This window comes from Streptomyces sp. 5K101, from assembly GCF_046506645.1.
Lineage (GTDB): Bacteria > Actinomycetota > Actinomycetes > Streptomycetales > Streptomycetaceae > Streptomyces.
This window is the reverse complement of the sequence record NZ_JBKFFO010000002.1, coordinates 89,746-110,016: the sequence shown is the minus strand read 5'-3', so window position 1 is coordinate 110,016 and position 20,271 is coordinate 89,746. Positions and strand designations below refer to the sequence as shown.

General features: G+C 71.5%; 17 protein-coding genes and 1 pseudogene. 6 read left to right on the top strand and 12 right to left on the bottom strand.

What is annotated here, in order from left to right; all coding sequences use genetic code 11:
- Window positions 1-76: 76 nt before the first annotated feature.
- The 3 genes from ACLB9X_RS03465 to ACLB9X_RS03455 form a co-directional block, all read right to left on the bottom strand.
- Window positions 77-670 (bottom strand): DinB family protein, encoded by a 594-nt coding sequence (locus ACLB9X_RS03465; protein WP_410358705.1) that lies wholly within the window; start codon window positions 668-670, stop codon window positions 77-79.
- Window positions 671-769: 99 nt separating this feature from the next.
- Window positions 770-1,342 carry a dienelactone hydrolase family protein gene (locus ACLB9X_RS03460; RefSeq protein ID WP_410358704.1) on the bottom strand — a complete coding sequence of 191 codons (573 nt, stop codon included), beginning with the start codon at window positions 1,340-1,342 and terminating at the stop codon, window positions 770-772.
- Window positions 1,343-1,418: 76 nt separating this feature from the next.
- Window positions 1,419-1,673, bottom strand: coding sequence for a WhiB family transcriptional regulator (locus tag ACLB9X_RS03455; RefSeq protein ID WP_410358703.1), 255 nt, complete (start codon window positions 1,671-1,673; stop codon window positions 1,419-1,421).
- 299 nt (window positions 1,674-1,972) lie between these two features.
- Between ACLB9X_RS03455 and ACLB9X_RS03450 the strand changes: the two genes are divergently transcribed.
- The 6 genes and pseudogenes from ACLB9X_RS03450 to ACLB9X_RS03425 form a co-directional block, all read left to right on the top strand.
- A complete protein-coding gene (locus tag ACLB9X_RS03450) occupies window positions 1,973-2,353 on the top strand; it encodes a hypothetical protein (RefSeq protein ID WP_410358702.1) in 381 nt (126 codons plus the stop codon).
- A 182-nt stretch (window positions 2,354-2,535) separates the two neighbouring features.
- The gene (locus ACLB9X_RS03445; RefSeq protein WP_410358701.1) at window positions 2,536-5,910 is read left to right on the top strand and encodes a pyruvate carboxylase; all 3,375 of its coding nucleotides are present in this window, start codon (window positions 2,536-2,538) and stop codon (window positions 5,908-5,910) included.
- 211 nt (window positions 5,911-6,121) lie between these two features.
- Complete coding sequence (locus ACLB9X_RS03440) at window positions 6,122-6,583, top strand: hypothetical protein (RefSeq protein ID WP_410358700.1); 462 nt, start codon at window positions 6,122-6,124, stop codon at window positions 6,581-6,583.
- Between the two features lie 188 nt (window positions 6,584-6,771).
- The gene (locus ACLB9X_RS03435; RefSeq protein ID WP_410358699.1) at window positions 6,772-7,041 is read left to right on the top strand and encodes a hypothetical protein; all 270 of its coding nucleotides are present in this window, start codon (window positions 6,772-6,774) and stop codon (window positions 7,039-7,041) included.
- A gap of 98 nt (window positions 7,042-7,139) precedes the next feature.
- Window positions 7,140-7,970, top strand: a complete 831-nt coding sequence (locus ACLB9X_RS03430; protein ID WP_410358698.1) for a PP2C family protein-serine/threonine phosphatase — start codon at window positions 7,140-7,142, stop codon at window positions 7,968-7,970.
- A 64-nt stretch (window positions 7,971-8,034) separates the two neighbouring features.
- A pseudogene (locus ACLB9X_RS03425) lies at window positions 8,035-8,982 on the top strand (MASE1 domain-containing protein); the annotation flags it as partial.
- A 378-nt stretch (window positions 8,983-9,360) separates the two neighbouring features.
- Here ACLB9X_RS03425 and ACLB9X_RS03420 read toward each other — a convergent pair.
- From ACLB9X_RS03420 to ACLB9X_RS03380, 9 genes are all read right to left on the bottom strand, one after another.
- Entirely contained in the window at window positions 9,361-9,690 is a 330-nt protein-coding gene (locus tag ACLB9X_RS03420; protein WP_410358697.1) for a DUF427 domain-containing protein, read from the bottom strand.
- A gap of 162 nt (window positions 9,691-9,852) precedes the next feature.
- Entirely contained in the window at window positions 9,853-10,977 is a 1,125-nt protein-coding gene (locus ACLB9X_RS03415; protein ID WP_410358696.1) for a YncE family protein, read from the bottom strand.
- Window positions 10,974-11,570, bottom strand: coding sequence for an ankyrin repeat domain-containing protein (locus ACLB9X_RS03410; protein WP_410358695.1), 597 nt, complete (start codon window positions 11,568-11,570; stop codon window positions 10,974-10,976). Before ACLB9X_RS03410 ends, ACLB9X_RS03415 begins: the two co-directional genes overlap by 4 nt.
- 260 nt (window positions 11,571-11,830) lie before the next feature.
- A complete protein-coding gene (locus ACLB9X_RS03405; protein ID WP_410358694.1) occupies window positions 11,831-13,654 on the bottom strand; it encodes a glycoside hydrolase family 15 protein in 1,824 nt (607 codons plus the stop codon).
- 110 nt (window positions 13,655-13,764) lie between these two features.
- Window positions 13,765-15,717: a hypothetical protein gene (locus tag ACLB9X_RS03400; RefSeq protein ID WP_410358693.1), complete on the bottom strand. Its 1,953-nt coding sequence runs from the start codon at window positions 15,715-15,717 to the stop codon at window positions 13,765-13,767.
- Window positions 15,718-15,741: 24 nt separating this feature from the next.
- Complete coding sequence (locus ACLB9X_RS03395; RefSeq protein ID WP_410358692.1) at window positions 15,742-17,121, bottom strand: cellulase family glycosylhydrolase; 1,380 nt, start codon at window positions 17,119-17,121, stop codon at window positions 15,742-15,744.
- A gap of 2 nt (window positions 17,122-17,123) precedes the next feature.
- The gene (locus tag ACLB9X_RS03390) at window positions 17,124-17,996 is read right to left on the bottom strand and encodes a carbohydrate ABC transporter permease (protein ID WP_410358691.1); all 873 of its coding nucleotides are present in this window, start codon (window positions 17,994-17,996) and stop codon (window positions 17,124-17,126) included.
- Window positions 17,986-18,966, bottom strand: a complete 981-nt coding sequence (locus tag ACLB9X_RS03385) for a carbohydrate ABC transporter permease (RefSeq protein ID WP_410358690.1) — start codon at window positions 18,964-18,966, stop codon at window positions 17,986-17,988. Before ACLB9X_RS03385 ends, ACLB9X_RS03390 begins: the two co-directional genes overlap by 11 nt.
- Window positions 18,963-20,258 (bottom strand): extracellular solute-binding protein, encoded by a 1,296-nt coding sequence (locus ACLB9X_RS03380; protein WP_410358689.1) that lies wholly within the window; start codon window positions 20,256-20,258, stop codon window positions 18,963-18,965. The genes ACLB9X_RS03385 and ACLB9X_RS03380 overlap by 4 nt, the downstream gene beginning before the upstream one ends.
- Between the last annotated feature and the right edge of the window lie 13 nt (window positions 20,259-20,271).

The following is a 20,271-nucleotide window of genomic DNA, read 5'->3' as shown; positions in this document are numbered from 1 at the left end:
GGCCGCAGGGAGCGGGCAGGGTGAAGGCGCCGCGTCGACCTCTGGATGTCCGAATCCCCAGCGGTCCGGTCCGTGTCTACGCGCCCCGGTCGGCTTCCCGAGCTGCACGCTCCAGTCGGTCTCGATAGTTCTCCCACCACACCGAGTCGCCCGGCGGCATGCTGTCGTTGCCCTTGTTCATCCCCACGGCGCCGTCGAGTCGTTCCCGGATGATGTCGGCGTGCCCGGCGTGCCGGTGGGTGTCGGCAATGACGCGCACCACGGCATGATGCAACGTCACCTCGTCCCTGCCGCTCGGCCACCACGGCACTCTGCCGATCGTGTCCAGCGCCAGCGCGTCGATCGTCGCGTCCGCGTGCGCCCACGCCCGGCGGTAGAGGCCCACGATGACATCGCGTGACTCGGCGGCCGTGGCCCACATGTCCGCGTTGGGCTCGGCACCGTCTTCGAGCCAGGGCAGCGGCTCCCCGGACGGCCGGCCGAAGGTGTCGCCGAGGTAGCCCAGTTCCACACCGGCCGCGTGTTTCACCATGCCCAGGAGATTGGTGCCGGTCGGCGTCATGGGACGGCGAATGTCGTACTCCGAGAGTCCATCGAGCTTCCACAACAGGGTGTCGCGGGCGGACTGCAGGTAGAAGAGAAGGTCGGCCTTGGGATCGGATGCGGTCATCGGGCCATTCTGCCGCTCGCGCGCTGTCTGTTCACCGTCATTTCCCACCAGGACAGGCCCCTGGCCGTGGGCCGCCGGCCCGACGGAGCCCGCGCCCGCTCATCTCTCGTCGAGGAACGCCAGCGTGCGCCGGATCAGCAGCGTGGTGGCCGCGGCGTCGTAGGACGACAACGAGCTGTCGGCGAAGTTGTGCTGCTCGCCCGGATAGAGGTGCAGCTCGGCGTCGGGCACCTCGTCGACCAGTGCGCGGGCCGCCTCGGCGTCGCCTTCGTCGCGGAAGACCGGGTCCGCCTCCATGGCGTGGACCCGTACCGGCACCCCGGCGGGCCAGGGCCCGAAGTACGAAGCCGGAACGCACGCCGAGACGAGCACCACGCCGCGGGCCCCGGAGCGCGTCTGGGCCAGTTTCTGCGCGGTCACCACGCCGAGGGAGAACCCGACGTGGACGACGTCGGCCGGCAGTTCCGCGACGGCGCGTGTCCCGCGCGCGACGATCTCCTCGACGCCGATCTCCGACAGGTGGGCCAGACCGGCGTCCAGTGTGTCGAACGTGTGGCCCTCGTACAGGTCCGGCGCGTACACGGTGTGTCCGGCGCCGCGGAGTTCCTCGGCGAAGCCGATGACTCCCGGAGTCAGGCCCTGGGCGTGGTGGAAGACAACCACATCCGTCACGTCGATCTACCTCCATGGCAGCGGCCGCAGCAGTGACCCGTGATCGTAGAACACCTGCTCGTACGAGCGGGCCCGTTCAGGCCGGGTGCCGGTCCCGGCGCTGGGTCCGGCGCTTGAGGGAACGGCGCTCGTCCTCGCTCAGCCCGCCCCAGACACCGGACTCCTGGTTGTTCTCCATGGCCCATGCGAGGCACTGCTCGCGGACCGGGCACCGCTCGCAGACCAGCTTGGCGGCTTCCGCCTGCACCAGGGCCGGTGCGCCGGTGCCGATCGGGAAGAACAGGTCGGGATCCGCGTTCCTGCATGCCGCGTACTCACGCCAGTTCAGCACGGTGCGTCTCTCCCTTCCGGGTCGTACGGCGCGGCGCTCCTCGCCGCGTCTTCCGTTGCGGGTGACCGGCAGGTCCGCTCGCGAAACACATGGGAGCGCTTCGGCAGCCTGGAGGTGGACCGGCCTTCTCGGCCCGAATTGCGCGCACATGAAGGGAACTTGACGCCGAGCCCCATGAGATGACCGTAGGCGAGTGTGGGGCGGCGGCGGTGGGGTAGACAACACCGCGAGGCCCCGCCGCGTTCCCCCGTCGCGGTGGGGCCCCGCGCTGCCGTCGCAGGCGGCGCGGGAGCTCATCGGTGCAGGAGGAACGGGATGCCGCCGCCGGAGTCGCCGAGGTCCGGCCCCGCTACGGAGCGCACCCGCGCATCCGACAGCAGGTGACCGAACCGTTCCTCGACGTCGCCACGCTCATGGAGACCCTCGCGCCGGACGTGACCCTGTGGCCGACGGCGGAGGCAACGCGCGCTCGGCACTGCGCCCCGTCGAGGGCCGCCAGAAGGCTGCGCGCCTGCCGGCGGGCCACGCCTCCCACCCGCCCGCGCGGCCTCGATGTCCGCGACTCTCCGCCGTCGAGCGACGGCGCCGACGGCGATGACATCCCCGTTGACCAGGCCGTCGGGCACGGCAGGACGCAGCACCGCCGCGCGTCGGCCGCTGAGTGGGTCACGGCCCGATGAGATCCACTCCACGCGCTCCGGCCCTTCAAAAGACCCCCGTCCCACCCGTAACGTTGCCGCCGGGTCGAGCGCCGGGCAGCCCGCTCGGCGTGGTCCGTGGAAGCAGATCATGACCCGTGTGGCACGGCAGAGGCATCAGACGACACCATGGTTTCGTCACCGGCAGGCTGAAGGGATCCGCAATGTTCCGCAAGGTGCTGGTCGCCAACCGCGGGGAGATCGCGATTCGCGCGTTCCGCGCCGGTTACGAACTGGGTGCGCGCACCGTCGCTGTCTTCCCGCACGAGGACCGCAACTCGCTGCACCGGCTGAAGGCCGACGAGGCGTACGAGATCGGCGAGCCCGGGCATCCGGTGCGCGCCTACCTCTCCGTGGCGGAGATCATCCGGGCCGCGCGCCTGGCCGGCGCGGACGCGGTCTACCCGGGGTACGGCTTCCTGTCCGAGAACCCGGAGCTGGCGCGCGCCTGCGAGGAGGCGGGCATCACGTTCGTGGGCCCGGACAGGCAGACGCTGGAGCTGACCGGCAACAAGGCGCGTGCCGTGGCCGCCGCCCGCGAGGCCGGCGTACCCGTGCTCGGCTCGTCGGAGCCCTCCACCGACGTGGATGAACTGGTCGCGGCCGCCCAGGACATCGGCTTCCCGGTGTTCGTCAAGGCGGTCGCCGGCGGCGGTGGGCGCGGCATGCGGCGGGTCGAGGACCCCGCGCTGCTCCGCGAGGCCATCGAGGCGGCCGCCCGCGAGGCCGAGTCCGCGTTCGGCGACCCCACCGTCTTCCTGGAGAAGGCCGTCGTCGACCCCCGGCACATCGAGGTGCAGATCCTCGCCGACGGGCAGGGCGATGTCATCCACCTCTTCGAACGCGACTGCTCGGTGCAGCGCCGCCACCAGAAGGTGATCGAACTCGCGCCCGCCCCCAACCTCCATCCGGCGCTGCGCGAGCGGATCTGCGACGACGCCGTGAAGTTCGCCCGCCGGATCGGCTACCGCAACGCCGGCACCGTGGAATTCCTCCTCGACCGCGACGGCAACCACGTCTTCATCGAGATGAACCCGCGCATCCAGGTGGAGCACACGGTGACCGAGGAGGTCACCGACGTCGACCTGGTGCAGGCACAGCTGCGCATCGCCGCCGGCGAGACGCTGGCCGACCTCGGCCTGACGCAGGAGACCGTCGTCCTGCGCGGCGCCGCGCTGCAGTGCCGGATCACCACCGAGGACCCGGCCAACGGCTTCCGGCCGGACACCGGCATGATCAGCGCGTACCGCTCGCCGGGCGGTTCGGGCATCCGCCTCGACGGTGGCACCACACACGCCGGTACGGAGGTCAGCGCCCACTTCGACTCGATGCTGGTCAAACTGACCTGCCGGGGAAGGGACTTCAGGACTGCCGTCGGCCGTGCCCGGCGCGCGGTGGCCGAGTTCCGCATCAGGGGCGTGTCCACGAACATCCCGTTCCTGCAGGCCGTGCTCGACGACCCGGATTTCCAGGCCGGGCGCGTCACGACGTCCTTCATCGAGGAACGGCCGCACCTGCTCACCGCGCGCCACTCCGCCGACCGCGGCACGAAGCTGCTCACCTACCTCGCCGACGTCACGGTGAACAAGCCCCACGGCCCGAGGCCCGACCTGATCGCCCCGGCCACCAAGCTGCCACCGCTGCCCGCCGGCGAGCCGCCGGCCGGCTCCCGGCAGCAGCTCACCGCACTGGGCCCGGAGGGCTTCGCCCGCCGGCTGCGCGAGTCGCCGACCATCGGCATCACCGACACCACCTTCCGGGACGCGCACCAGTCGCTGCTCGCCACCCGGGTGAGGACCAAGGACCTGCTCGCCGTCGCCCCGGTGGTGGCACATACCCTGCCGCAGCTGCTGTCCCTGGAGTGCTGGGGCGGCGCCACCTACGACGTCGCACTGCGCTTCCTCGCGGAGGACCCCTGGGAGCGCCTGGCCGCCCTGCGCGAGGCCGTACCGAACATCTGCCTCCAAATGCTGCTGCGCGGCCGCAACACCGTGGGATACACCCCGTACCCGACCGAGGTGACCGACGCATTCGTCCAGGAGGCCGCGGCCACCGGCATCGACATCTTCCGCATCTTCGACGCGCTCAACGACGTCGGACAGATGCGGCCCGCCATCGACGCCGTACGCGAGACCGGAACGGCCCTCGCCGAGGTCGCCCTCTGCTACACCTCCGACCTGTCCGACCCGTCGGAGCGGCTCTACACCCTGGACTACTACCTCCGCCTGGCCGAGCAGATCGTCGAGGCGGGCGCCCACGTCCTGGCCGTCAAGGACATGGCGGGTCTGCTCCGTGCCCCGGCCGCCGCCAGGCTCGTCTCCGCGCTGCGCAGGGAGTTCGACCTTCCTGTCCACATCCACACGCACGACACGGCGGGCGGCCAGCTCGCCACCTACCTGGCCGCGATCCAGGCCGGCGCGGACGCCGTGGACGGTGCGGTGGCGTCCATGGCCGGCACCACGTCACAGCCGTCGCTGTCGGCGATCGTGGCGGCGACCGACCACTCCGAGCGGCCCACCGGCCTCGACCTCCAGGCGGTCGGGGACCTGGAGCCGTACTGGGAGAGCGTCCGCAGGATCTACGCACCGTTCGAGGCCGGACTCGCCTCCCCGACCGGGCGCGTGTACCACCACGAGATCCCCGGCGGCCAGCTCTCCAACCTCCGCACCCAGGCGATCGCACTCGGGCTCGGCGACCGCTTCGAGGAGGTCGAGGCCATGTACGCCGCAGCGGACAGGATGCTCGGCCGGCTGGTCAAGGTCACCCCGTCCTCGAAGGTGGTCGGCGACCTCGCGCTGCACCTCGTGGGCGCCGCCGTGTCCCCGGCGGACTTCGAGGCGGAGCCCGGCAGGTTCGACATCCCCGACTCCGTCATCGGCTTCCTGCGCGGCGAGTTGGGCAATCCGCCGGGCGGCTGGCCCGAGCCGTTCCGCAGCAAGGCGCTGCAGGGCCGCGCCGAGCCCAAGCCGGTGCGGGAACTGACCGCGGAGGACCGCACCGGACTCGAGAAGGACCGGCGGTCGACGCTCAACCGCCTGCTGTTCCCCGGACCGGCGAAGGAGTTCGAGACACACCGGCAGACCTACGGCGACACCAGCGTGCTCGACAGCAAGGACTTCTTCTACGGGCTGCGCCCCGGAAAGGAGTACTCCGTCGACCTTGGACCGGGCGTGCGGCTGCTCATCGAGCTGGAGGCCGTGGGCGAGGCCGACGAACGCGGCATGCGCACCGTGATGTCCACCCTGAACGGCCAACTGCGGCCGATCCAGGTGCGGGACGCCGCGGCGGCCGCCGACGTACCGGTGACCGAGAAGGCCGACAGGGCGAACCCCGGTCACGTCGCCGCGCCGTTCGCCGGCGTCGTGACGCTCGCGGTCGCCGAGGGCGATGCGGTGGAAGCCGGTGCCACGGTGGCCACCATCGAGGCGATGAAGATGGAGGCCGCGATCACCGCCCCGAAGGGCGGCACGGTGAGCAGGCTGGCCATCAACCGGATCCAGCAGGTGGAAGGCGGCGACCTCCTCGTCGAGATCGGGTGAGCCGTCACCGACGTCTCAGCCGTCACCAAGGCGCCGGGGAACGCGAACCGGGCACGCGGGCAGCGGCTGTCCGCTGCCGGACGCGTACGCCGCGACGTCACGCATACGTCCGGTTCGTACGGGCAGGCGAACCGGCGTCACGCAGTGCAGACGAGTGTTCGGTGAGAGATCCGCCCCGGGCGCTCGGACCCTGACAGGCAAGGAGACAGTCATGACCGCTGAAAGCAACGGCCCCAGGAACTCCGGTGCCGCGAAGGCCAGGAAGACCACCGGCGCCCGGTCCACCGCCTCCCGAGGCAAGCAGTCCGCCCCGGCGACCGGCACGAAGGCCGAGTCCACGGCGCAGACCGCGGCCGGCGAAGCCGAAACCGCGGCGCAGGACGCCAGGAAATCCGCTTCGGCCACCGTGCGGGCAGCGGGCCAAGCCACCAGGCGTATGGGTCGCGCCGCCGCCGCGGGTCTCCAGACCGGACAGCAGGCGGTGACCGCGAATGCCGCACAGGCCGCCACTGCCGCCGGCACCGCATGGGAGGCCGTCAAGCACCGGAAGGCGGTCGCCGCCGGGGCAGCGGCAGGCGTCGCGGGAGTCGCCGGCGCCGCCTTCGCCCTGGGCCGTTCCACGGCGAAGCCCCCGACCGGCCCGTTGACGCGGCTCGCCCGCGGCCGGATCTGACACCGGTCGCGCGCTCGACGAGCGTCCTCGCGTCGGTGCGGCCCGGCAGAGGAGTCGGTCCGGGTGGCGGCGTGGGACCGGCCCGGGCAGCGGGGACGACGCGGGGGAGTGGTGCCGGAACCTGCCACGCCGCCGCCCCGGCGGCTCGGCGCCCCCGTGGTGTCAGTGGCGGCTGAGAAGCTTCCGGCATGGACGAGCAGATCATGCGAGGGCGGGTCTACGGGGCCGACCACGAGGACCCCGACGCCGGCAGGCGGCCCGGGCGCGCCTATGTCGACCTGGTCGGCGGCCCGCTGGACGGGCTGTTCCTGGACGTGACCGGATGGACGGCCGAGCAGCTCCGGGCAGGTGCGGCGCTGACGACCGAGCTCGGCCGGTACGGGCCCGGCGGGCGTGCCCTGTACAGGCCGCGGCCCGGTGACCCCCAGCGGTTCGACTGGGAAGGCGACAGCCCGTGACCACCCGGCGGTGCCGCGTCGCCCCCGGCCACCGAGAGCGCCGGTGGTGCCGGGGCTAGGGTGAGGTGAGAAGCCCTCCGGAGCACACCGGAGCCGTGATGCCCCGACATCGCCCCGACCCGTCCGACAGCGGGCAGCAACTTCTGCTCACTCTCGGGCAGCTCGTCGATCAGGCCCTGGAGCGGATCAAGTTCCAGCGGGCCCGGGTCGAGCTGGCCATGGCGCTGCAGCGCCACATGCTCCCGCCGGGGCTGCCGGAGCTGCCGGGGCTGCACTTCGCCGCCAGGTACACGCCGTCGCGGGACGGTCTCGACGTGGGCGGCGACTGGTACGACGCCTTCGTGATGAAGGACGGGTCACTGGCGCTCGCGATCGGTGACGTACAGGGCCACGATGTGGAGGCCGTCGCCTTCATGGGGCAGGTGCGCACCAGCATCCGAGCGATCGCCGAGGCGACGCACGACACCCGCGAGGTGTTGAGCCGGGCGAACGACGTGCTGATCAACATGGGGTGCGGCCTGTTCGCCACCTGCTGTTTCCTGCGTTTCGACCCGGTCAGCCGCGAGCTCACGGTGTCCCGCGCCGGCCATGTTCCGATGGTCTGGGCGACCTCGGGAGGCGACTTCGGCGTAGCCCTCGACCGTGGCGGGCCGCCGATCGGCATCGTGCCGGGCGAGCGCTATCCGGTGACGCGTCGGCGTCTGACGGAAGCGGGAGTCCTCGTCCTGTTCACCGACGGTGTGGTGGAGGGCCCCGACTTCCCGATCGAGGCCGGTCTGGAGGAGGTGACCAAGCTGGTCCGCGCAGGGTTCGACGCCGACCCCGAGATACTGGCCTCGGCCGTCGTCAAGGTGGCCGACCTGACCGGCCACCGCGACGACGCCGCGGTCCTCGTCGTCCGCTACGACGGCCCACGAGGGCCCGTCTGACCTCGGCGACCGCCCGTCGACCGCCGCGGTCGCTGCGGAGCCGGGACGGGCGCAGACTGCTGTTGTGCGCAGTGGAGACATCGGTCGCTTCGGGTCTGCCGCCCTGCGGATCATCGTCGTCGCCGCCGTCTACTACGGGGCCGCGCGGATCGGGCTTCTTCAGCAGCTGGTGCGCGACCAGGTCACCCCTCTGTGGCCGCCGACCGGTGTCGCGCTGGCCGCGCTGCTCTTCCTGGGGCTGCGTGTCTGGCCGGGCGTCGCGCTTGGCGCCTTCCTGGTGAACGTGGCGCTCGGGCCCTCGGTGGCAGCGGTGTGCGTCATCACCGCAGGCAACACTCTGGCGCCGGTCTGCGCCTGCCTGATGCTGCGCAGAGCCCGGTTCCGGGTCGAGCTGGACCGCCTGCGGGACGTACTGGCCCTGGTCTTCCTCGGCGCTCTCACCGGGATGCTGATCAGTTCGACCATCGGCAGCGGCGCACTGGTCGCCTCCGGGGCACTGGAGCCGAGCGACTTCTGGCCGACGTGGTCGGTGTGGTGGACCGGCGACGCGATGGGGATCCTCATCGTCGCGCCGTTCCTCCTCGCGCTGCGCGGAGCGCGGTGGCCGCCGCGGGCAGCGCCTGGCCGATGGGTCGAGGCGGCGGCGCTGGCGGCCGCGACGGTCCTCGTCACGGGTCTGGCGACGCGTACGCCGCACTCGACCCTGCTCTTCCTCGTCTTCCCCGTCCTGATCTGGGCCGCCTTCCGCTTCCAGCTGGCCGGCGCCGCACCGTGCGCGCTGGCGGTGTCCATACTGACGATTCTGGCCGCGGCCGGGAAGAGCGGGCCGTTCGCCGGTCAGGACCTGTTCTCCAGCATGGTCACGCTCCAGGCGTTCAACGGCACGACGGCGCTCACCGCTCTCCTCCTCGCAGCCGTCATCACCGAACGCGACAGGACACATGAGGAGATCAGACAGGTCTGCAGCCGGTTCGCCGAGATGGTGGCCGAGCTGGAGCCGCGCCCCGAGTCGTACGACCTCCCGCCGCCGATCGCCGCCGCGAGCCGACCACGGCGCCCACCGCCGGCGGCCGGTCCGGCCCTCGCGGTGTCCGGCACGCCGCCGCCACATCCCGGAGGGCGACCGGCCGATCGCCCCGCTGCTGGAGATGCCGACGGACGCCCCGAACCTGCGTCCGACCGCGCCGCCGACGAGCCCCGCGAGCGGGACCGGAGAGCCGACTGACCTGGGCCCGGGGTCCGGGCCCGGCCGCGCCGGCATCCCGCGGCGGGCCGCCGCGGGGCCGACTGCCCGCGTACGCGGGGAAGTTGAGATCATGACCGCATGATTCTCTCCCCCCCCCCGCGGTGAACGGTCCGCTGGGCCTATGAGCCGGTGGACCGGCGGGCGTCAGCCGACCACGACCTCGGTGTCGTAGAAGCAGAAGTGCCCCTTGATCAGGGCGACTTCGGGCTTGGGGTCGAGGTACGCCCAGACGAGATCGGCCGCCCCCGGTCGGGACCAGTAGGACGCGTCGCCTTTGTAAGGACAGTGGGTGCCCGAGTCCGACGGCGTCAGCAGTTCGGTGTTCACGTCCTCGGGCGGCAGGTAGTAGCGCACCGGCAGGCCGGTCTCGTGCAGGAGCAGCGGCCGGCGGCTCTCGGCCAGGACCGTACCGTCGTGGACCACACGGACGTGCTGCGTGCCCTGCTCGATCGTGATGCGGTGACCCGGCGACATGGACTCTCCTCGGCTGGGCGGTACCGAAACGGCCGTGCGGTGAACGCTCATAGGACTCCAACCCTCCTCCGGCCGCCCGTGTTCCCGAGTGGCGCGGATTGCGACGGCGAACCGCCCACGGTCCCCCGTGAGATCCGTGACGTGCTGGGGGGCGTGGCCCGCTCAGAGGACCGCGATGCCCAAGGGACGTACGCCGGCCGGCAGCCGTCGGGTGTCGCCGGACTCCAGGTCCACGACCGTGATGCCGTTCCAGTAGCCGTCGCGCGTGAAACCGCCCGTCACGTACGCGGTGCGGCCGTCGCGGGAGACGGCGACGTCCTCGTGGGCTCCGTCGAGGGGCACGATCCGCTCGCGGCCGTCCGGGGCGCGCACCGTCAGCGACGGGCCCTCGTCGCTCGTCGGGTCGATCGGGCCCGTCCCGACCGCGAGCAGTGTGCCGTCGCCGGTGATCGTCGCGCCGTGCTGGTGGGTGTCGGCGGTCATGCGCTCGACGCGGGACGTTCCGGACTCCGGGTCGAGGACCACCAGCCGTTCGCCCTCGAACGGCAGCAGGAGCCGTCCGTCCGAGTGCCGTACGACGGCGTAGTGCGGCTTGAGCCAGGAGCCCAGACCGCCCTGCGTGCCGTAGGGAGCCACCTCGATGCGCCGGGTGCCGAGGCCGTCGGTCTCCACGACGGTGACGTCGAAGGAGTCGTGGCCGGTCGCGTACACCTCGCGCCCGTCGCGCGAGACGTCCACGTCGAACGGGCGACGGCCCACATCGGCGACGCCCGTGACCTCCAGGGACCGGGTGTCGACGACCTCGACGGCGCCGTTGCCGCCGGGCCGGTTCACCCCGACGTACACGTGGCGGCCGTCGGGGGCGAGGGCGATGCCCATGCCGCCGCCGCGGTACTCGCCGTGCGTGGGCTCCCCGAGGCCGTCGGTCCAGTACGGAACGCGGGCGATCCGGGTCCGCCGGGCCGTGTCCACGACGGCGACGCCCTCGGCCGTGGCCACCCACGCCCGCCCGTCGTCGCCGACGACGAGACCGTAGGGGGCGGTGCCGACGTCGACCGAGTCGAACGCGCCCCGGTCCGGGTCGACGAACGTGACCGTGGCGGCGGCGAAGTCCGCCACGAGGAGCGTGCCGGTCGGCGTGCGCCCCGACGGAGCCGGCGCAGGCTCGGCGGACGTCGCGGGCGCGGCGGAAGGCCCCTGCGAGGCGGGGGAGTTGACCTCGGCTCCGGCGGAGCATCCGGCGATGAGCACGACGCCCGCCGCCGCGGCCCATGCGGTTCGCCTCACCGTACGGCCCTCAGCAGACCGGCGATCCCGGTGAAGCCGCGGCGCTCGGCGTGCTGCAGGGCGGTGACGCCGTCCTTGTCGGCAAGCCCGGGGTCGGCCCCGGCGGTGATCAGCAGTTCGACGACCTCCTGGTGGTCCCGGCCGCCGTCCCCGAGGATCACGGCCTCCAGCAGGGCGGTCCAGCCCAGCTGGTTGACGTGGTCGACGTCGATGCCGGTCTCGCGGAGCACCGCGCGCACGTAGTCGACGTGGCCGCTTTCGGCGGCCGGGATGAGGCTGACGCCGCCGTAGCGGTTGGTGACCTTCAGATCGGGTCCTGCGGGCAGCAGGGCCCGCATCATGGCGACGCTGCCGGTCACGCCTGTGACCAGCCACGGGCTGTCGAGCCGGTCGTCCTGGGCGTCCGGGTCCCCGCCCGCGGCCACCAGCACCTGCGCGGCAGCCGTGTGATCGCCGAGCGCCGCGAGCAGCAGCGGGGTGCGGCGGTGCTCGTCGCGGGCGTCGACGGTGGCGCCCCCGTCGAGGGCGGCGCGCACGGCGTCGGTGTCACCGCGCGCGGCGGCCTCCAGGAGGGCGCGGTCGACGGCGTTCATGGCGGAACTCCTTGTCCTTCGTGGCGTCCCCGGACCTCTTGCGGTCCGGGGACTCCGGAGCGGCACGGGGACCACGGGACCGCGCGGAAACCAGGGCGCCGCGCTGCGTTCCATCCTGGGGCCGCTCCCCGCCGCCTTCGGTCGGGGCACCGGCTGGACACGGCGAGCGCAACGGCGGACACCGGGGTCAACCGATCGGCTGACCCCGGTGCCGGGAGATCCCGCCCTCGAAGCCCCACGCCACCGGCACCGTGACCCGATCACATCTCGGCACGGTCCAGCTCCTCGTCGAGAGCGAGGGCCGCGGTGATGAGCGCGAGGTGGGTGAAGGCCTGGGGAAAGTTGCCCAGTTGCTCACCGGTCGGGCCTATCTCCTCGGCGAACAGGCCGACGTGGTTGGCGTAGGTGAGCATCTTGTCGAAGGCGTAGCGGGCCACCCCCAGGCGACCGGCGCGAGCCAGGGCTTCCACGTACAGGAAGCTGCACATCGAGAAGGTCCCTTCGCCGCCGCGCAGTCCGTCCGGTGAGGCGACCGGGTCGTAGCGGTGGACGAGGCTGTCCGAGACCAGTTCCCGGTCCATGGCGTCCAGGGTCGACAGCCAGCGGCGGTCCTTCGGGGAGACGAAGCCGACGGAGGGCATCAACAGCAGTGCGGCGTCGAGGACTTCCGCCCCGTAGTGCTGGACGAACGCACGACGACGGGGGCTGTAGCCCCGGTCCATCACCTGCGCGAAGATCGCGTCCCGCGCGGCGGTCCAGCCGGCGACATCGGCAGGCCGTGCCAGTTGCGCGGCCAGGCGGACACCACGGTCGAAGGCCACCCAGCACATCACCCGGCTGAAGGTGAAGTCCTTGCGGCCACCACGCGTTTCCCAGATGCCCTCGTCGGGCCGGTTCCAGGTGTGCGCCAGCCAGTCGAGCAGCGCGCGCAGGTGCGGCCAGCCGTCGTACCCGGCCGGCTGAGGGATGCCGGGCGCATGGGCGAGGGCGAAGACCACTTCGCCGTAGATGTCGAGCTGCAGCTGGCCGGCCGCACCGTTGCCGATCCGGACCGGCGCCGAGCCCATGTAACCCTCCAGATGGCCGAGGACCTCCTCGGCGAGGTGCGGGTCGCCGTCCACCCGGTACATGACCTGGAGCGGCTCACCGGTCACCGTCGTGCCCGCCGGCACCCGGGCGACGAGCCAGCGCCGGAAGGCATCCGCCTCCGCCTCCAACCCGAGGTCCAGCAGCGCCTTCACCGACAGCGCCGCGTCACGCACCCAGGTGTACCGGTAGTCCCAGTTGCGTTCGCCGCCCGGCTGCTCCGGCAGGCCCGCGGTGACCGCCGCCACGGGCGCGCCCGTGGGTGCGTACGTCATCAGCTTGAGTGTGATCGCGGAGCGGTTGACCGACTGCTGCCAGCGGCCCCGGTACCGGCTGCGGCGAAGCCAGCGGTGCCAGTAGTCGTAAGTGGAGCGGAATTCCCGCTGGACGCCTGTCTCGGTGAGTGGCGGCAGCGGCCCGGCAGGGCCGTCGCACACCGTCAGGACGGCGGCGGCCCGCTCGCCCTGCCGCAGCACCACGTCCGCCCGCACGTCCTGCCCGTCACGCCGGAGCGTCACCGCCCCGTCGACCTGGAGGCAGGCGGTCTGGCCGGGACCACGGAAATAGCCCACCCCGTGCTCCAGCGCCAGGCGGTGCCCGGCGCGCCCGTAGTCGAACCGGGGCCGGCACGCCAGCCGGAAGCCGACCGTGCCACGCGTCACGCGCATGACGCGGACGATGCGGTGCCGGTCCGCCGGGGCTTCGGCCTCACCCAGCGGCATGAAGTCGACGACCTCCCCGACTCCGTCGGCGGTCATGAACCGTGTGACCAGGACTGCTGTGTCCGCCAGGTAGAGCTGCCGTGTGGTGGCGCCCGAGGTCTGCGCGGTGATCGCGAAGTGACCGCCGCGATCGGGGTCGAGCAGCCCCGCGAACATGCTCGGCGAGTCGAATCGTGGAGTGCAGAACCAGTCGAGCACCCCCTCGGAGGTCACGAGTGCGGCCGTGCGCAGGTCCCCGATGAGCCCGTGATCCGCGATGGGCGGCCAACGAAGCATGACGGTCCCTTCATGAGGTCACCCGCTTCCCACGGTACGTCGGGACGTTTCGCCGGGCATGCGGGCGTCATCGGGGGCGCTGCGACGCGGGCCGCGACGCGTGCGGTGGTTCAGCCGAAGCCCACCGTCAGGTGGAGCGTCCCGTCGTGCGGGACGCGCAGCAGATGGGCGCGCCGCGCGCCGCCGCGCAAGTACGTCGTGGACGTCGCGGTGAGACTCGCGGTGCGCGGCACCTGCCACCGGATGCGGACCGTGGTGCGTCCCCGGCGCAGTGTGAGGCCGTCCGCGGTGGCCGTCGTGGCGGAACCGTAGGACGCCGCCGTGCCGTCGGTGAAGGCCATCCGGTCGGCCGGGTGCACCACGAGCGGGATCAGCTCGGTCGCGGCGGAGCCCGCGGTCACGACACGGCGCACCGTCTGCCCGGCGACGGTGACCTCGGTGGTGACGGCTGCGTCGGGGGTGCCGTACCGGACCACGAACGGGGCCTGAGCAGCACGGTCGTCGCCGGTCCACGGACGCGCGCCCGGTGCTCCGGTGACGTATTCCGCCGTCAGGTCGCCTTCGGCGTCCAGCCGGCCGTCGGCGAGCCGCGTGGCCCAGCAGAAGGCGTCGCCGTTGAGCGAGTACACGACCATGCCCGCGTCCGGGTGCCAGAGGAAGGAGAGGCCGGAGCGGACCAACGACGTGGCCCGCCGGCCGAGGAACGCTCCGAGATAGAGGCCCGGCCGCCGGACGAACAGGAAGTCCTGGCCGCCGTCGCGGCGGAGCTCCACGAAGGCGTCCCGTCGCAGATAGGGCAACTCGGCGATGGCGGCCTGCTTCTGCGCACGGGTGGGGAAGGCTTCACCGTACGGCACGTGCGCGATGATGCGCGGTGAGGTGTTGCCGCGTTGCGGCGCGGGCACGGGCGACGGGTCCGCTGCCCAGGCGGCGCGTGCGGCGGCCCGGTCCTCACGGGTCGTGAAGAACGGCGCCAGTCCCGGCACGCCGGGCACGAAGAGCGAGCCCAGGTGCGTGCGGTCGGGCTCCCGTATCTCGTCGTCGAGGGCCCGGACGCTGGTACGCGCCGACACGGCGACGTTGGTGAACCACCCCGAGCCGTCGGGTTCGCGGACGAGGTTGTAGCCCAGCCACGGCCCGAAGCCGCGGGCCATGGTGAGCATGGCCGGGTCGTCCCTGTGGTGCTGGATCTCGGCCATGTCGGGCAGCATGACCTCGAGGTTGTAACCGACGTCCATGCCACGGGGCTCGTAGAAGAAGCCTTGCGGGCTCTGCCCGTGGGCGACGACGAAAGCGATGCGTTCCGCCAGCCGCTCCCGCAGGGCCGGCTGCGGATCCAGGTCCAGGCACAGTGCCGCTCCGGCCAGCCCCGCGATGTGCTGGTTGGCGTACTTCAGGGGTGACTCCCACACGGTGGTGTTCCCGGGGTCGAGGAACCACTGCATCGCCTTGCGCAGAGCGGCCCGGATCTGCGCCTGACGAGTGGGCAGGGCCCCGGTGGTGCGCAGATTGCGCAGCGTCTTGCTCAGGTAGCCGAGGGCGAAGCCGGTGGCGGCACGCGAGTGCTCGGTGGGCCGGTACTCGGGCCACGAGCCGTCGTCGTGCTGCAGACGCAGGTAGTGCTGGAGCGCCGCGTCGAGGCGGGCGAGCAGTGCCGGGTCGCCTGCGTACGGGTTCCACGGCCGGGGATGCGTGTGGAACCAGCTCAGTGTGAAGACGTGTTCCTGGATGCGGGCGTTGTACGGCACGTTCGGCGTGCGCCACCAGCCGCCGGTGAACCAGCCGTAGGTGGCGGGGTCGGTGTCCTCGATCTCGTTGGCCATCGGGGCGAGAATCACCAGATACGGCGCGAACCGCTGCTCATGGGGAGCGAACAGCGTTCGGTCGGGAGCGCCTGCCGGCAACGGTTCGAGGAGCGGCAGTCCCGTCCTCGTCCCGCCGACCGCCTCGGCGGGCAGCGCGGTGAGCAGTGCGGCGCCGCCGACGGCGCCCAGCAGGGCGCGACGGCTGAGGCCGGGGAGGCCGGGACCTGGGGGAGGGCAGGGGTCTGTCGGGTGACGCACTGTTGTCTCCTTCGGAAGAGGTCCTCAGTCGCGGGTGAACTCCGAGAGCAGATCGAGGAGTTGCGGGCGCGGTACGCAGGAGCCGAGGCGGAACGAGCCGGCGAGGTCCTCGACGGCGGCGTCGTCGAGGGAGGAGAAGAGGGCGGCGAACTCCTCGAGCAGGGGCTCGCCGAGAAGCAGCTCCCGGACCAGCCGGCGCACGTACCAGCGGCGGCCGAACGGCGGCGGGTCGAAGCCGGGGTACTCGGCGGCGAGCAGTTCGTCCAGCGGCGCGAGGACATGGCCGATGCCCTCCTCGCCGGTGGACCACGGCTCGGTGCCCAGCCGCTCCTTCTTCTCGCGGATCGGACGCAGCAGCCGGGACCACGGCGAGTCGGGGTCCAGCGTCACCAGCCCGGACAGGTGGGTGTCCTTGTACGTCCAGATCGACCAGCTCGCGCCGTGCTCCCGGTAGATCTCCAACTGGTCGTGCAGGACCGCGTAACGGTGCTTGTCGACCGCGGGGTCACCGGAGTAGACCGGCCCGAACTCGCCGATCCACACCGGTGTACCGGTCCGGCGCGAGTGCGCGGTCCGCTCCAGGAAGCGCTCCTCGAGGGCGGCACGGTCGACGTACTGGCCGCGTACCTCGCCGGGATACGTCGTCGCGTCGCGGATCCCGGCGAGGGCGTAGTCGTGCACCGAGTAGACGGTGTTCTCGTACCCGTCGCCGATGACGTCGAAGTCGTTGGCGTAGCGGTTGCCGTCGAGGAAGATCACATGGTCGGGGTCGACGGCGCGCACGGCGGAGGTGAGCCGCCGGTAGAACGGTCCGACCACGTCACCCGTGGGGTCGCCCGGCTCGTTCAGCAGGTTGTACCCCGCGATCTCGGGCCGGCCGCGGAACTGGTCGGCGAGGGCCTCCCAGAGGGCCACGAGCCGGTCCTGGAAGTGGCGATGACGCCACAGCCACGCATGGTGGGTCGGGTTGTCGCTGTGCTCCGACTGGTTCTGGAACCCGGGCGCGGCGTGCAGATCGACGACGGTGTAGAGGCCGTGCCGGGCGCAGGCGTCGACGGCGGCGGTCAGGCGCCGCATGCCCTCCTGCCTGATCTCGAACGCCTTGGCGTCGTCGGCGAGGTGGCGGTAATTGACGGCGATGCGTACGCAGTTGAGTCCGGTACGGGCGATGAGCGCGGCGTCGGCGTCGGTGAAGAACTCGTCGAGGATGCGGTCGAAGAGCCGGTCGGCCCGCTCCGCCCCCATCGTGCGGCGCAGTGCGTCCCGCGCCTGGTGCTCGGTGCCGGGGAAGCCGTTGAGGAAGTTCTCCATCATCATCCAGCCGCCGAGCCCCACGCCCCGCAGTGCCACCGGTTCGCCCGAGCCAGTGGTGAGGCGGTCGCCGGACACCTTCAGCATCTTCATCGCTAACCCTTCAGGCCGCTGTTGACAATGGACTTGATGAACCACCGCTGGGCCACCAGGAACACGGCCAGCACCGGGATGACCGTGAGCGTGCTCGCCGCCAGCTGCACGTTCCACACCGGGCTTCCCTGGGCGTCCACGATCTGGGTGAGGGCGAGCGGCAGGGTGAACAGCTCCGGGGTGCGCAAAAACACGAGTGGTTCGAGGAACGCGTTCCAACTGTGCAGGAAGGACAGCAGCGCGACGGCCGACAGCGACGGTCCCGCGAGCGGCAGGGCGATCCTGAAGAACAGGCCGAAACGCCCCAGCCCGTCGAGCCGGCCGCTCTCCTCCAGTTCGGCGGGCAGACCGAGGAAGAACTGCCGCATGATGAACGTGCCGAAGACGGCGTTGCCGCCGAAGACCGCCGGCAGGATCAGCGGCCAATGGGTGTCGGTCCAGCCGATCTCGGAGAACAGCCGAAACAGCGGGACGATGACGACCTCGCTCGGCATCAGCAGGGCGGTGAGCAGCAGGACGAACATGATGCTCCGGCCGGCGAAGCGGATCCGGGCGAAGGCGTAGCCCGCCATGGCCGAGACCATGACACTGCCCGCGGACACGAGGGCCGCGATGTAGACACTGTTGAGGTACTGCCGGCCGAAGGGCTGATAGTCGGTGATGCGGGCGTAGTTGTCCCATCGCCACTCTCCGGGGAGCAGCGACGGCGGGTAGGAGAAGATCTCCGAGATCGGTTTGAGCGAGCTGCTCGCCATCCACAGGAGTGGCAGGACGAACGGCACGGCGAGCGCGACCATCAGCGCGTACAGCAGGGACCGGCGTACGACCGGTCCCCACGGACGGCGCCGTGGCAGCCCCAGGGTTTCACTGCTCATGGAACACCCACTTCTTGCGCAGCCACCACTGCACGGCGGTGAGGATCAGGACGGCGAGGAACAGCAGCACCGCCAGCGCGCTCGCGTAGCCGAGGTCGAAGAACTTGAACGCCTGCAGATAGATGTAATAGGCGAGGACGGTCGTGGAGTTGCCCGGGCCGCCGACGGTCAGCACCAGGATCTGGCCGAAGACCTGGAGCGACCCGATCACCGTGACGATCGCGGCCAGCAGCATGGTCGCGCTGATCATCGGCAGGGTGATCCGGCGGAACACGGTCCAGGGCGAGGCGCCGTCCACGATCGCCGCCTCACGCATCTCCGCGGGGACGGCCTGCAGGGCGGCCAGGAACAGGACCATGTTCACGCCGACGCCCTTGAGTACCTGCACCAGGATCACCGAGAACATCGCGGTGTCCGACTCCCGCAGCCAGTTCGGCCCCTCGATGCCCACCGTGCGCAGCAGCAGGTTGACACCGCCGTCGCTGCTGAGCAGGAAGCCCCACACCACGGTCCAGGCGATGATCGACACGACCGTCGGCGAGAAGAAGATGGCACGGAACACGAGGGTGCCGCGCAGACCTTGGTCCAGCAGGACGGCGAGGAGTAGGGCGAGGCAGATGTTGAACGGCACCAGCCCCAGGGAGAACACGGCCGTGTTCGTCGCCACCTCGACCGCGAGCGGGTCGTCGAGCAGCCTCCGGTAGTTCTCGCCGCCGACGAAACCGATCTCAGCCGTGAGGTTGTTGTACGTCGTGAGGCTGTAGTAGACGACGGCGATCAGCGGCCCCAGCACGAAGGCGACGAATCCCGCCATCTGCGGGGCGACCAGCAGGTAGCCGGCGAGCATGTCCCTCCGGCGCCACCGCGGTGTCCGGCGCTTGCCGCCGTCCTGGCGCGCCTGCACGCCCCCGGCGGGAGCGGGGGCGTGCAGGGGCGGCCGCGCGGGGGCCTTGCGCACCAGGAGACTCACGAGCCGGTCCGCAGGATCGGCTGGATGGACGTACACACGTCACGCAGGACCTTGCGGGTGTCGGCCTTCGGCGTCCAGGCGGCATCGAGGCCGGCCCGCGTCTGCTCCGAGAGCCGGGCGTATCCCGTGTGTCCGGGGCGCACGGTGCCGGACTTCAGCGAGTCGATGATGACCTTCTGGAGTTGCTCCTTGCTGAGCAGCGGGTTCGTCTCGGCGAGGGTCTCGGACGTCAGCAGGGAGGCGCGCGGCGGCGGGAAGAACCGGGCGAGCTTCGCGGCGTTCTCCGTGTTGGTGGAGTACAGGAAGAACTCCTTGGCCAGGTCCACGTTCCTGCCCTTCGCGAAGACCCCGAGTCCCGCCTGCCCGATGACCTGGCGGTCGCCCGCCGGTCCGGACGGCAGGGGCACCGCGCCCCACTTCCACGTCACGTCGGCGAGCGGGCCGATCTTGCTGACCTGGAAGATGACCATGGCGCTCTCACCGGAGAAGAAGTCCGCCTGGTCGCCGGGAGCCGGCGTGGACCGGTCGGTGAAGGCCATGTCCCGCAGGAAGTCGATCGCATCCGTCATCTTGGGATCGGCGAACCCGCAGGCGTCGTCGGACGTCCAGGGGGCGGCACCGTACGCGCCCATGATCGGGTAGAGCCGGTCCCACTGCTTGTACTCGAACTCGTGGATCACCAGCCCGAACCGGGCGACCTTGGCATCGGTGACCTTCTTCGCGGCCTCCGCCAGGGCGTCCCACGTCCACGCGCCGTCCGCGAGCAGCTCCGCGGGGTCGGCCGCGCCGGCCTTCGCCAGGGCGTCGGCGTTGTAGAAGACCGCGAAGGGCGAGCTCGAGAACGGGTACGCGAACAGCGACGTGCCGCGCCGCCACTGGTGCAGAAGAGCCGGTTCCAGGTCGTTGTAGCGGTAGCTGGCGTCGGCCTTCATGTCCGGCGCCATGTCGACGAGGGTCTCGGCCTCGATGAAGTCCGCCGCGTTCGTCTCCAGGATCCAGCCGAGGTCGGGCGGGTTGCCCGAGGCGAGCTGGGTGGTCAGGGCGGTGGTGTAGTCGGACGGGTTGAGCGACTCGAAGGTGACGCTCCTGACCTCGGGACGATCGGCTGTGAACGCCTTCCCGATGCCGTTGAGCAGGGCGAGATGGTCCTTGTTCGCCGTCCACACCGAGATGCGGAGGTTGCCGTCGCCGGCACCCGTTCCTCCGCCGCTCCCACCACCCGAGCAGCCGGCGGCGAGAGCGGCCACGCCGGCAGCGCCGGCCGCGATGATGGAGCGTCTCGTCGGATTCATGTCGGAACTCCTT